Genomic DNA, 12,987 nt, shown 5'->3' with positions numbered 1-12,987 from the left:
AGATGAGTGGTTTAAGTTTTTAATGGTGTTTTCTAAACTGTTTCTTAACGATTCCCAAAGATACTGCTTCCGATCCGAACCATCGTGCTTCCGCATTCAATGGCGATCTGATAATCTCCGGACATGCCCATTGAAATTATTTCCGGGGCAAAGTTGTTCGTTTTTGGTCGCAGTGCCAGCGCGTCAAAGACAGTCTTTAAATATAGGAATTCTTTTCTGATTTGTTCTTTATTTTCGGTAAATGTTGCCATGCCCATTAATCCGCTGATCCTGATATTGTTGAGTCCCTGAAAGGAAGGACTGGCTAACAATGCTTCAAGCTCTTCTTCGTTCAGTCCAAATTTGGTTTCCTCTTCGGCAATGTGCATTTGGAGCAGGCAATCAATGATCCTGTTGTTTTTTAAAGCCTGTTTATTGATTTCTTCCAGTAATTTAAGGCTGTCAACGCCATGGATAAGACTCACAAAACCAGCCATAAATTTTACTTTATTGGTTTGTACGTGCCCGATCATGTGCCATGCGATATCTTTGGGAAGCTGCTCTGACTTTTCGGCCATTTCCTGGATTTTGTTTTCTCCAAAAATACGCTGCCCGGCATCATAGGCTTCTTGCAAATCGGGTACAGGTTTTGTTTTGGAAACAGCGACTAATGTAACGTGCTCCGGAAGAGTTGCTTGTATTTCAAGTAAGTTATTTTTTATGGACATAAGCTTGTTTTACGATATAGGATTAATTCAAACGGGTAGCAACTTAAGGAGCCAGCTCATATACAACCAGTCCACTGCGGAATTTAGGATCAATATATGTACTCTTTGGTGGCATGATCAGGTTATTATCGGCCAGGCTCTTGATTTCTGAGATATCAGTAGGGAATAGCATAAATCCTACTTCAAATTCACCTTCATCGATCACTTCTTTAATGGTAACAATAGAGAGTTTCCCCGGAATATAATCGATACGTTCGTCATTGCGCAAATCGCCAATGCCTAAAATAGGATGCAATACCTTTTCATATAAAATTTGTGCATCAAGGCGCTCCAGTACAGAAGTGAAACTGTGTTCATCCTTGAGGAGCAGCGCGTAAAATTCGCCATCGAGGTACATCCCGAATTCAAATTTTTTGGAAGGTTTCCAAAGTTGCTGCTCTTTGTTTTTAATCCAGAATTCTGCGGATAAAGCTTCCAGAAAGGCTGTTTTTGATAAGCCATTCAGGTCGCGTATGATCCGGTTGTATTCGTATATTTTGACATTGCTCTCTGCAATCAGGAAGCTCATGAAGTAATTCAGGTTGTTGTTGCCGGAAGCATGGTCCTGCTCGTATAGCAATTCGGCGGAGGCAGAACGGTGGTGGCCGTCGGCAATGTAAAGATTCCCGATAGTATCAAACTGTTTCATCAGCCAGGCGATTTCGGCGTCATCGTCAATTTTCCAAAGGATGTGTTTCTCTCTTTTGGTCGTTGCAAATTCATACAATGAGTCCCCTTGTTTCTTCTGGGCAATCCAGGCTGTTAGCTCAGTATTGTCCGGATAGGTGATGAGTACGGGCTCGGTGTTGAAACCGGTTTGGTGCAAATAATCTTTGAACAATTCCACCCGGTATTGTAAGGTGTCTTCGTGCTTTTTGATCACATTATTCTGGTAGTCCGCAATGGCTGTACCGGCAATGATACCCGTGAATTGCTGATTTTTGGACTGTATCTCATAAATAAAAAAAACAGGCTTATCTTCTTTGATCAGGATCTGCTCTTCTTTGAAATCATGGTATTTCTGAGCCACGAGTTTAAATCTTTTTTCCAGCCCTATTTTCTGTTGGTTTACATATGCCGGATTCAGCACATGTAAAAATGAAAACGGATTAAAATCAAGTTGTGACGCAAGTTCGGCTGGTGAATATTCATCATAGGAGCGTGAGGTAACCAAACTTACTTTGTCCCGTGTTGGGCGAACTGCTTTGAAAGGGATAATTTTTGCCAAACTGTGTTTTTTTGAAGTTACTATGATAATAGCAACCGGATTGTATGCTATAGCTTTTGAGAACTGGTATTAGCTACTAAGGTAGCATGAGGCCTCAAAAGTGGATCTCCCGGTTTTTCCGGGAGATCCTAAGGGAAGTGCTACAGGCGGAACCTGTTTTACTATATTTTAGGCAAATTGTTTTGCTACTTTTTCTGCTTTTTTGCTTTCGGAATAATCATAGAAACCAGCTCCGGATTTTACACCCAGTTTACCGGCACGTACCATATTTACCAAAAGAGGGCAAGGTGCATATTTTGGATTTTTGAAACCTTCATACATCACATTTAAAATGGCAAGGCAAACATCAAGGCCAATAAAGTCAGCCAATTGTAACGGACCCATAGGGTGTACCATTCCTAATTTCATTACCGTATCAATTTCATATACTCCGGCTACACCATTGTAGAGCGTTTCGATAGATTCATTGATCATGGGCATTAAGATCCTGTTGGCTACAAAACCAGGATAGTCATTTACTTCCACTGGGGTTTTGCCCAGTTTCTCGGACAGGTCCATGATGATTTTGGTTACCTCATCAGACGTATTGTAACCGCGGATAATTTCAACCAGTTTCATGATCGGCACCGGATTCATAAAGTGCATTCCTATTACACGTTCTGGATGTGCCACTACAGCACCGATTTGTGTAATTGAGATGGAAGAGGTATTGGTGGCCAGGATTGTATTATGATCACAGGCATCATTCAGTTGTTTGAAGATGTTCAGTTTTAGCTCTACATTTTCAGTAGCCGCTTCCACAACCAGGTCAACACCCGTAACGCCATCTTTAATATCGGTATAGGTGATGATATTGCCGATGGTTTTTAATTTGTCAGCTTCGGTAATGGTACCTTTAGCCAGCATTCTGTCCAGGTTTCCGGCAATGGTAGCCATACCTTTATCCAGTGATTTTTCTGAAACATCAATTAATTTTACTGTAAATCCGCTTTGCGCGAATGTATGTGCAATTCCGTTACCCATGGTTCCGGCTCCAATTACGGCAATATTTTTCATTATCTATTTTTTAGTTAGTGTTCTTTATTTTTTAAAACAGTCGATGATCTGATAGGCAACCCGTAAGGCTTCCGTTCCGTCTTCCAGTGTTACAATTGGAGTGGTATCATTGACAATCGCATCGGCAAATGTTTCCAGTTCGTCCAATATCGCATTGTTCGGTGCCACTTCGGGATTGTTGAAATAAATTTGTTTTTTTACCCCTTCTGCATTTTGAAGGATCATATCAAAATCTCCGGGAACTTCCGGCGCATCTTTCATCTTAACCACTTCACATATTTTGTCCAGGTAATCTACAGAGATATAGGCGTCTTTTTGGAAAAAGCGTGATTTACGCATGTTTTTCAATGAAATACGGCTGGAAGTAATATTGGCGACACAGCCATTTTCAAACTCAATCCGTGCATTGGCGATATCCGGGGAATCACTGATTACGGAAACTCCACTGGCATTAATGTTCTTTACTTTGGATTTTACAACGCTTAAAATAGCATCAATATCGTGGATCATAAGGTCCAATACTACCGGAACATCGGTACCACGCGGATTGAATTCTGCCAATCGGTGTGTTTCGATAAACATCGGGTTTTCGATTTGGTCTTTTACAGCTTTGAAAGCAGGATTAAACCGTTCTACGTGTCCCACCTGGCCTTTTACATTATATTCTTTAGAGAGTGCAATGATTTCTTCCGCTTCAGCAACGGTATTGGAGATTGGTTTTTCCAGGAAAACATGCTTACCGGCTTTGATCGCCTGTTTGGCACATTCATAGTGGGATAAGGTTGGGGTAACAATATCAATAACGTCAGTTTCTTCAATAAGTTCGGCGATGGTGGTAAAGTTTTTATAACCGAATTCCTGAGTTACTTTTTCGGCATTTTCCTGATTGGGATCGTAAAATCCTACCAGGGTATATTTTTCTGATTGGTTGAGTAGGCGTAAATGTATTTTTCCTAAGTGTCCGGCACCTAATACTCCGATTTTTAGCATAAAATGTATTTTGAACAAAAATAAGATTAATTGTTTAAAGTTTGAAGTTTCGGGTTTTAAAGTTTCGGGCATTTAATTTTAAAAAATCAAGGGGTATAATACCTTTTACTTTCTTATTTTTACCAAATAAACACTCCACAATTTTGAAAGATACAGCCAAACATCAAGGACTTCGCAATCAGTTAGTAACCGTTTTAAAAGAAAAAGGAATAACCGATAAAAATGTCCTGGAAGCTATCCGAAAAATTCCAAGACATTTATTTCTGAATTCCAGTTTTGAAAATTACGCCTATCAGGATAAAGCTTTCCCGATTGGGGCAGGCCAAACCATTTCACAGCCTTATACAGTAGCTTTTCAATCTCAATTGCTGGAAGTAGAACAGGATCATAAGGTTTTGGAAATTGGAACCGGTTCGGGTTACCAAACCGCGGTATTGTGTGCAATGGGCGCCAAAGTGTTTAGTATTGAACGCCAAAATGAATTGTACCGGACTACTTCATTGCTATTGCCGAAATTAGGGATTCGTCCTAAGGTGATGATGTTTGGAGATGGTTATAAAGGACTTCCCAATGATGCACCTTTTGACAGTATTATTGTGACAGCAGGAGCACCGATCATTCCACAGCCGTTGATGGCTCAGCTGAAAATAGGAGGCAGATTGGTGATACCGGTTGGAGAGGATCATCAGATCATGACTTTGCTGATCCGAAAAAATGAAACGCAATTTGAAAAGCATGAATTCGGAGAATTCCGTTTTGTACCACTGCTGGAGAATAAAAACTAAATATAAAAAAACCGCTGTATAGCGGTTTTTTTTTAATATGCTTTTTTGATCCTGTCGATGTCTCTTTTGGTATCCTGCTCTTTTAAGGATTCGCGCTTGTCATAGTTTTTCTTTCCTTTACAAAGCCCGATTTCGAGTTTCGCCATGCCTTTTTCGTTGGTAAAAAGACGTAACGGCACTATGGTAAGGCCTTTCGCCTGTACGCTGCGTTCGAGGCTTTTTAATTCCCTTCTGTTGAGTAATAATTTACGTTCGCTTCGGGATTTGTGGTTGAATTGATTGCCAAATGCGTATTCTTCAATATAGGTATTGATGGCAAATAGCTCATTATTAGAGAATTCACAAAAACTTTCTGCAATTTGTGCCTTACCCAAACGGATGGCTTTGATTTCTGTTCCTGACAAAACAATACCGGCAGTATACTTTTCGATTATTTCATAATCGAACCGCGCCCTTTTATTTACTATGTTGACTGTTTTTACCATTGCAGGGCAAAGGTACTAACAAATTGGCGAACCCGCAATTATGCCTGAAAAATAGTGTGGCAAATAATTTTTATACAATGACTTTTATCACTTATTAGAGTGGAATAGCAGGCTACATTTGCCTTGTAATTAAAACCAAAATCATGAAAAAAGTAATTTTTACAGTAATGGCATTCGCCTTACTGAGTGTGAATTTTATGCAGGCACAGGAGCAAACACCAAAAGAAGATTTTAAAAGATGGCAGGTTCGGGTTCGGGGTGTGGGTGTGATTCCCGAAGAGCAGGCAAGTATAGGAACTATAGGCGGAGATGTACGGATTACCAATACATTTATCCCGGAATTGGATTTCACCTACTTCTTTACCAAAAATATTGCTGCCGAACTGATCTTAGGAACCACAAAGCACAGCACCAATACCGTAGGTTCGGATATTTCAGCGATAGGGGGACCGACTAATGTAAATATCGATTTGGGAAGCGTCTACCTGCTACCGCCAACACTTACGGTACAATACCATTTCCTCCAGGAAGCCCAAACACCTTTTAAGCCTTATGTTGGTGCCGGGTTGAATTATACGATTTTTTACAACGCAAAATCCGGAGGTACAGTTCAGGGTGTGGACTATAAAAATACGATTGGTTATGCTGCACAGGCGGGTTTTGATTTGATGCTGGACGATCGTTTTTTTATCAACCTTGATTTAAAACGGTTATTCCTCAGTACAGATGTTACAGTAGATGCTTCCAATCTGGCACCGGGATTGAGCATCCCTGCAGCTGTCGATATTAATCCCTGGCTGGTAGGTTTTGGATTTGGAATGAAATTTTAGTTTGTTTGTGTGTATAAGGTAAGAGGGCTCTTCTCCGGAGCAGTCCTCTTTTTGTTTAAATAATAGGAAGGAGTTTGGAACACCCACTTCTATTTCTGTACTTTTGCAGTATGGAAAATGGAAAGAGCAAAGATCCGCTTCACGGAATCACATTACAGCACATCTTGGAACAATTGGTCGCGCATTATGGTTTTGATACCTTGGGCGAATTGATAAAAATCAAGTGTTTTACCGATAATCCCAGTGTCAAATCCAGTCTTACCTTCTTGAGGAAAACGGATTGGGCACGCAAAAAAGTAGAAGAGTTATACCTAAGGACTTTACCGAAATTCAAAGCCTGATTTTCGGTAAAGAACTTGGAATATTTTAGTTTATGCCTCGGCTACGGCTTTCCATTTTCGGATCTGATGGGCAAAATAGAACATAATGATAAATACCAAAACGATATTTGCCAGCATGAATTCCATGACGTGATCTTCCATCCAGAGGATTGTTGAGGACTCAGTATAAATCTGCAGGTTTTGATCGTATCTATAGTTGTAATACCGCCGGTTGGAAATTTGTATAATGGTGGTATAAATAATAGGCAGGAATGCCGGCAGTAACCACAATAAAGGATTTAGCGTAATACCGGAAATGCCTTTACTTGTTTTGCGGTAGCATACGACTATAAAATAAATCAGGAGCACAGCAAATACCAAACAGTATAATACCGTAAAAGTAGTCTCAAAACCTAAAAAGGAGATTACGGCAGACAGGATGCCTACAATGATACCGGTGATTCCCAATGATACTAAACCAATCAGCCAGTTCCTTCCTGATGTTACCCTGAAGGAAAAAATACAAAGCGATAACATTAGCGGAAGATACCCATAATACAATACAAATTCCGAATTGACAATCGGGGTACTTTGAATTTCGGCTATTTGTCCATACGAATTTAGCAATGCATTATACGGGACATAGTATTTATAATAATCGTATTCATTCGGTATCGGAATGGTGTCATTAGATGCCCCAATAGCACCATCATCCGTTGTAACAATCGAAGTGCTGTCTATGGGAAGTGCATACATGCTATAGTCGCCCGGATTGTTCTTTACCCCCCGGAAATAAGTATTGCTATAATTTAGCAGTTTCGGTACCCTTCCAATGGTTGGGTAGCTGCTAAAATCAGGATAGGTATATACCATTTTAAGCCATGATTCGGGTGTGATAGAGGCCTTAAGCTTATGATCCTCTACGATTTTAAAGAATTCCTGAAACAACCAGCGTACGGAATCTTTGCGATTTTCGGTAAGCCACCCTTTTATACGCTCCTGATTTAGGGAATCCATCATGGGAGTGGTGTATTCAAAACTGGTAATCCGTTTGTTGATTAGTGATTTTACGGGATATTCTTTGCCTTTGTAGGAAAAGTGGCCTATAGGAATAGAAGTGACCTCTCCATTTTTAGTTATTTCCTGCTGTGGGTTTTCTATAATATCACCTTCCACAAACATAGAGGACAGGCTGATTATTTCTGTTCTTCGGGCAAATTCTTTTTCTGTAAAATAGGTCTTGGCTCTTAGTTCTTTTCCATACAGATAGGAGATGGAATAACCGACATTAAAGATACAGAATACCAGGATCAGCAGCCATTCGACATATAGGGAAACAGCACTTTTGGGATAGAAAGATTTAAATGCGTTATTGCGGGAATATAATACCATCCATACAATGCCGACCAGCAAGGAGAGTACGATGCTCACGAACACAATTAAAGCTGTGTCGGTACCACTGTTATAGGTATACTCACTGACGGAAAAATCAATGGAGCCATTGTAATATCCTAAGGCCAGGAAAATGAGGTTTATCAGGAGTGCCAGCAATCCGAAGGGAATAATTTTAGTATTCCAGAGCAGTGGATGGTGCAGTAATAATTTCTTTTGAATATTTTTGATCATGGCTGGAAGTTTTAAGATACGAAAAAGCGTCGGGTCGAATTGGAGATGTTCCTGAAATAGTTGAGTGGAATTCTTTCTGCAGTCACGATTGCTAAGAAATCATAAATCGTATCCGCAGCGGAAAAGGTTCCGATATAAGTACCTCCATTAAACTTTAAGGATAACAGCGCAGCACCAAAGGCAGCTGTAAGTTCCGATTGTGACCATTCACTTTCAAATTCGATGACCAGTTGTTTTTCTTCAACGATTGCATCCGGAGTATCGATAGCATGCAGGTTTTTCTGAGTTCCGTTTTTCAGGAAAATAACCTGATCGGATGTTTTTTCGACTTCGTACAGCTGTTGGGAACTCAGTATAATAGCCAGGGGACGGAAAGGTGATTTTGCAATAGCACGGAAATCTTCCAGTACGGTTTGTTGTGCCAGGATATCCAAATTTGCCAATGGCTCATCGATCAGCAGTATTTTCGGTTTTCGGAGCAGCATTCGTGCCAATTCGAAACGCATTTTATAACCGGACGATAAATTTTTCCACTGGTGGTTGCGATACGGCCGAAGGTTAAGCCGTGCAATAATCAATTCGGTAACCAATTCATTTTCTTCGGGAGTGTAGCCGTATGCCGCTGCAGTAAAAAGCAGGTTTTCGAGCATCGAACCCTTCCAGGAATCGGTTCTTTGGGGAATATAGACCAATTGTGTCCTGAGGTCAAAAGCATCCTGGTACTGAAAATGGTAGTCAAGGCTTCCGGAAGTAGGATAGAGTTCCCCACAAATCAACCGGAGCAATGTTGTTTTTCCATTGCCATTTTCACCTACAAGGCCTAAAATATGCCCCTGGTAAAGATTGAGATCCACGGGACCTAAAGCAAAGCCATTATGGGCATAGGATTTCCGGATGGCATTCGTACTGACTAATAGCTCTTTTTCCGGAATTTCCTTTAGGGATAAATAATCATGCAGTTCCTGCAGGATACTTTCAAATTTTTCCTTTTGCGCTGCACTACTATGGTTTTCCTGATCCAGCCAGTCTAGCAGGGCATTGGTCTTTTTGTAAAAAGCAATGTCTTCTGTATCCAGGGTCAGGTCAATGATCCTTTTAATGAGAAGCGTATAATCTTCAAAAAGAAGATGGTTCTTAATTTCCTGAAACTGTCTTTGGAATTCTGTCATAGGTGGTGTAATTGCTACTCAAATATAACCGAATAATGACAGTACTACAAAAAAAGATGCTTTATAATTGATAAAGCTAGTGGATTAGAATTTATAGGATAACATTACACCACCACGGTAGGGGAACCATTCCCCGCTTTTGTTGTAATTACGAACGGATTCATAACGTTCTCCGGTACTCAAATGGTAGCCCTTGTAAAAGCCCTGCTGGTTACCGCCTCCGGCAAAAAGATCGAGCATTATTTTATCATTGATCTGCCATTGGTATCCAATAGAAGCACCATAATAAAGGTTGTATCCTTTTTGGTACATATCGGTATTGAAGTAGTTCCATTTTTGGGCTTTAAATGTTCCGCCACCCACATGGGCACCCACATAAAAGCCTTTGAAATTTTCGTTAAAATGATAGCGAAGTTCCGGAATGGCAATCACAAATTGTTGCGGTCCGCCATTTACCGATTTCCAAAATGAAGCGGTAACATCAAACTGAAAAGTGAACTTTTTGCCAATGCTGGTTTCTACACCAATATTGGGCACACCTACTATAGCAGTAACGGTATTGAATTTAGCATAAGTCTGTCCGTATGTAGTTAAGGAAGCAATGAAAAGGGTCAGCGAAAGAAGTAATTTTTGCACTTTTAAAATTTTTTATAAATCTAAATATAATTTTCTAAAAATACATTTTATGGTTTGAAATAAAATTATTTGTGATATTGATTTTGTGACTTACTGTTTGTTAGTAGTTTAGCTGCTTTAATTCCTATATTTAACCCCTAAATCTATTTTAATTATGAAAAAGAATTATTTCAAATTATGGTTTGTTGCTGTTTTATTGGTAACAATTTCATGTTCCAGGGAAGATGAAATGATGGCAATCCCCGAAACACCTACTGCCGGGGAAATACTAAAAGATCCTTTAACCACACAACAGATCAATGCGGCTATCGATGAATCCATCCGTACCAAAGGATACTTCAATTGGAGTGAGGCTACCGATCATTTGCTGTGGAGCGCTATTTTCAGAGGAGGAAACAGTGTGTCCTTGGGTTATGGTGCCACTGCCAACGATTTTGATAAAAGCAAAGTGGCAGGAGCCGCATCTTTGGAACGGGAACTCCTGAATACTCTGACAACTGCAGAAAACCTGGCACCGGAAAAAATCCTGATTCGCAGTGATGCCTACCTGACTACGATGGATGTTATGGTGGTACAGCCGGAGACGGTCCGAATCCTGCGTCATACCACAGGAATACGCTATATTGAACCGGCTAACTATCGCTATTACGATCAGCAGGCCATGGCCAATAAATCATCCTCATCGGGTTCTTCCGGTTGTGGCTTTGAATCAGCGGCGTTGAATGCTGCGGATTATACCACTGTTGCTCCCAATGCGAAAGTGCCGTGGTCTTTTTACAAACACAATATTCCGGGTGCCTGGTCCTATGCTACCGGCGCGGGTATTACCATTGGTATTGTAGATTCCGGTGTTTCTCCGGAACAAAACTTACTGGGCTCCGGTTTCAATACAGGGCAATCTTCCGGGCGCTCAATACAAAAATATGGTACTTATGTAGATTCTGTCTGGCCCTGGTCAAGCACAACGGATGGGCCAAACGATCAATGTGGTCATGGAACGAGTATGGCGTCTGTAGCAGCAGCTCCCCGGAATAATAGTGGAATGACAGTAGGTGTTGCTTATAATGCCAATCTGGTTACGTATCGTGCTGCTGCCAATGTGTTATTAGAGGGCTATCATGAGCAAAATGGTGTAAAAGATGCCTTTACAGCATTGGGCAACCGAACTGATGTTAAGATCATTTCGATGTCGATGGGGCATATTTTTTCGGTTGGGAAAATTGAAGATGGGATTAAATATGCGTATAGCAAAGGCAAGCTGATCTTTTGCGCAGGCGGGACATCAACGAGTTTTACCAATTTTGTAGGTGTTATTTTTCCGGCTTCTATGGCGGAAGCAGTAGCGGTAACGGGTATAAAAGACAGCAGTACCTACCAGGAATGTGATGTTTGCCATAAAGGGGCTAAAATTGACTTTACAGTAGTGATGGAAAAAGCAGCTACTGGAAGCAATACCCCGGTTTTAGGCTATTATAATAATGAATCGAAATATGTGGGAGGATCTTCTGTGGCAACGGCTACTACTGCGGGAATTGCAGCTTTGGTGTGGTCTAAAAATCCATCATGGACGCGCGCACAGGTATTGACCAAAATGAAACAATCAGCTTCGCTGTACCCCAATAAAAATGCTGATTTTGGATACGGCAGTGTGAATGCGCTTTTAGCCGTTCAATAAATAAGGATTATGGTTTATAATAGGAGGTTGTTTCACTATTGGTGGAATGACCTCTTTTTTTATGCCCCTATCCCTCAATGTCCGTCCTGGTCGTAATCCGTTGCAATACAATGATCGGGACTTACGAGTTAGTTGCAACGTATTCCGGTAGGTGTGGGTGAATATTCTATAGGTGTGTTTAGAGCTTCGGTAGGTGTGGGTGAATATGCTGTAGGTGTGCTTAAAGCTTCGGTAGGTGTGGATGAATATTCTACTGGTGTGTTTAGAGTTTCGGGAGGTGTGGATGAATGTTCTATAGGTGTGTTTAGAGTTTCGGTAGGTGTGGGTGAATATTCTATAGGTGTGTTTAGAGTTTCGGTAGGTGTGGGTGAATATTCTATAGGTGTGTTTAGAGTTTCGGTAGGTGTGGGTACATATTCTATAGGTGTGTTTAAAGCTTCGGTAGGTGTGGGTGAATATTCTATAGGGGTGCATAATCCTGCTGTATTTAGGAGTATACAACAGTATGAATTGGGATTCCGGAGGGTCAGTGGGGAATAAAAGGCTGTGCTATCATTTTAGAGTGCCACAGCCTTTTTTATAGCTTATACTATTTCAATGGCAAATTTTGCCGTGAAATTTTCTTTGGCCTGCAGAATTGTGATGCCTTCCTTCTCAAAAAGGTCCTGATTACTGTTTACAGTGTCGGAAACGCCATACCAGGGTTCAATACAAAGAAAAGGTGCCTGGTTTTTGGTCCAGATTCCTAAAAAAGGAAAACCTTTACAATGTACCCTGATCCGTTCTTTGGACTGGTGGAGTATAGCAATACTGGTCACTTGGTTTTTTCGGAATACCAAGGCATCATTTTCAAAAAGGGAATAGTTCAGGAGCAGTGTCGCTGCGGTAGTATGGACTGGTGCGGTAACATCAGACAGGAGGTCATCCTGAAGCAGGTAATACGCATCGGGAGCCTGTTCTGAAAATTGCAGGCTATAGTCTTCAAAGTTTCCGGGCAGGGCAAAAGCAGGATGGGCACCAATCGAAAAGGGTAGTGCTGAACTGCCGGTATTTGCGACGTCGTAGCGGATTTCCAATTGGTTTCCGGCAAGCGTATAGGTAATTTGCAATTCAAAATCAAAAGGATATACTGTCCGGGTTGCGTCAGAAGCTTTTAGGGCAAACGTGATACTGCTTTCAGATTGGCTGGCGATTTCGAAATCCAGGTCGCGGGCAAACCCATGGCGTCCCATAGTATATTCCTGATCGTTAAACCGGTAGATATTTTGTTTTAAGGTCCCGACAATAGGGAATAACACAGGAGAGTGTTTACCCCAGAATTCCGGGTTTCCTTCCCACATGTATTCGGTGGCTTCGGTGTTTTTAAGTGAAATTAATTCAGCGCCTTTACGCTTAAAAGAGGCTGTGAGTAATGAATTGGAAATGGTAATGTCCACAGTAT

At 41.0% G+C, this 12,987-nt stretch carries 14 protein-coding genes; 5 read left to right on the top strand and 9 right to left on the bottom strand.

The window, feature by feature from the left end; all coding sequences use genetic code 11:
* Positions 1–44: 44 nt before the first annotated feature.
* The 4 genes from FK004_RS16075 to FK004_RS16060 all read right to left on the bottom strand — a co-directional run bounded on the left by FK004_RS16075 (position 45) and on the right by FK004_RS16060 (position 4,020).
* Complete coding sequence (locus FK004_RS16075) at positions 45–707, bottom strand: YggS family pyridoxal phosphate-dependent enzyme (RefSeq protein ID WP_108738171.1); 663 nt, start codon at positions 705–707, stop codon at positions 45–47.
* A gap of 43 nt (positions 708–750) precedes the next feature.
* Positions 751–1,974: a DUF1015 domain-containing protein gene (locus tag FK004_RS16070; protein WP_108738170.1), complete on the bottom strand. Its 1,224-nt coding sequence runs from the start codon at positions 1,972–1,974 to the stop codon at positions 751–753.
* Positions 1,975–2,142: 168 nt separating this feature from the next.
* Positions 2,143–3,030, bottom strand: a complete 888-nt coding sequence (locus FK004_RS16065) for a 3-hydroxyacyl-CoA dehydrogenase family protein (protein WP_108738169.1) — start codon at positions 3,028–3,030, stop codon at positions 2,143–2,145.
* A gap of 24 nt (positions 3,031–3,054) precedes the next feature.
* Entirely contained in the window at positions 3,055–4,020 is a 966-nt protein-coding gene (locus FK004_RS16060; RefSeq protein WP_108738881.1) for a Gfo/Idh/MocA family protein, read from the bottom strand.
* 143 nt (positions 4,021–4,163) lie between these two features.
* On the opposite strand from FK004_RS16060, the gene FK004_RS16055 reads away from it, so the two are divergent.
* The gene (locus tag FK004_RS16055; protein WP_108738168.1) at positions 4,164–4,805 is read left to right on the top strand and encodes a protein-L-isoaspartate(D-aspartate) O-methyltransferase; all 642 of its coding nucleotides are present in this window, start codon (positions 4,164–4,166) and stop codon (positions 4,803–4,805) included.
* Between the two features lie 32 nt (positions 4,806–4,837).
* Here the strand turns inward: FK004_RS16055 and smpB are convergent, their stop codons facing one another.
* Complete coding sequence (gene smpB / locus FK004_RS16050) at positions 4,838–5,290, bottom strand: SsrA-binding protein SmpB (RefSeq protein WP_108738167.1); 453 nt, start codon at positions 5,288–5,290, stop codon at positions 4,838–4,840.
* 143 nt (positions 5,291–5,433) lie between these two features.
* Between smpB and FK004_RS16045 the strand changes: the two genes are divergently transcribed.
* Positions 5,434–6,120: an OmpW/AlkL family protein gene (locus FK004_RS16045; RefSeq protein WP_108738166.1), complete on the top strand. Its 687-nt coding sequence runs from the start codon at positions 5,434–5,436 to the stop codon at positions 6,118–6,120.
* Positions 6,121–6,230: 110 nt separating this feature from the next.
* Complete coding sequence (locus tag FK004_RS16040) at positions 6,231–6,461, top strand: VF530 family protein (RefSeq protein ID WP_108738165.1); 231 nt, start codon at positions 6,231–6,233, stop codon at positions 6,459–6,461.
* Between the two features lie 30 nt (positions 6,462–6,491).
* On the opposite strand, the gene FK004_RS16035 is transcribed toward FK004_RS16040, so the two are convergent.
* The 3 genes from FK004_RS16035 to FK004_RS16025 all read right to left on the bottom strand — a co-directional run bounded on the left by FK004_RS16035 (position 6,492) and on the right by FK004_RS16025 (position 9,871).
* The gene (locus FK004_RS16035) at positions 6,492–8,066 is read right to left on the bottom strand and encodes a hypothetical protein (RefSeq protein WP_108738164.1); all 1,575 of its coding nucleotides are present in this window, start codon (positions 8,064–8,066) and stop codon (positions 6,492–6,494) included.
* 11 nt (positions 8,067–8,077) lie between these two features.
* Complete coding sequence (locus tag FK004_RS16030) at positions 8,078–9,235, bottom strand: ABC transporter ATP-binding protein (protein WP_108738163.1); 1,158 nt, start codon at positions 9,233–9,235, stop codon at positions 8,078–8,080.
* 84 nt (positions 9,236–9,319) lie between these two features.
* Positions 9,320–9,871 carry a DUF3575 domain-containing protein gene (locus tag FK004_RS16025; RefSeq protein ID WP_108738162.1) on the bottom strand — a complete coding sequence of 184 codons (552 nt, stop codon included), beginning with the start codon at positions 9,869–9,871 and terminating at the stop codon, positions 9,320–9,322.
* Positions 9,872–10,025: 154 nt separating this feature from the next.
* Between FK004_RS16025 and FK004_RS16020 the strand changes: the two genes are divergently transcribed.
* A complete protein-coding gene (locus tag FK004_RS16020) occupies positions 10,026–11,546 on the top strand; it encodes a S8 family peptidase (protein WP_108738161.1) in 1,521 nt (506 codons plus the stop codon).
* A 132-nt stretch (positions 11,547–11,678) separates the two neighbouring features.
* Positions 11,679–12,086 (top strand): hypothetical protein, encoded by a 408-nt coding sequence (locus FK004_RS16015; RefSeq protein ID WP_108738160.1) that lies wholly within the window; start codon positions 11,679–11,681, stop codon positions 12,084–12,086.
* Between the two features lie 44 nt (positions 12,087–12,130).
* On the opposite strand, the gene FK004_RS16010 is transcribed toward FK004_RS16015, so the two are convergent.
* Positions 12,131–12,982, bottom strand: a complete 852-nt coding sequence (locus FK004_RS16010; RefSeq protein WP_108738159.1) for an aldose 1-epimerase family protein — start codon at positions 12,980–12,982, stop codon at positions 12,131–12,133.
* Positions 12,983–12,987 lie beyond the last annotated feature (5 nt).

It is taken from the genome of Flavobacterium kingsejongi, from assembly GCF_003076475.1.
Lineage (GTDB): Bacteria > Bacteroidota > Bacteroidia > Flavobacteriales > Flavobacteriaceae > Flavobacterium > Flavobacterium kingsejongi.
This window is presented reverse-complemented; position numbering and strand designations above follow the sequence as displayed.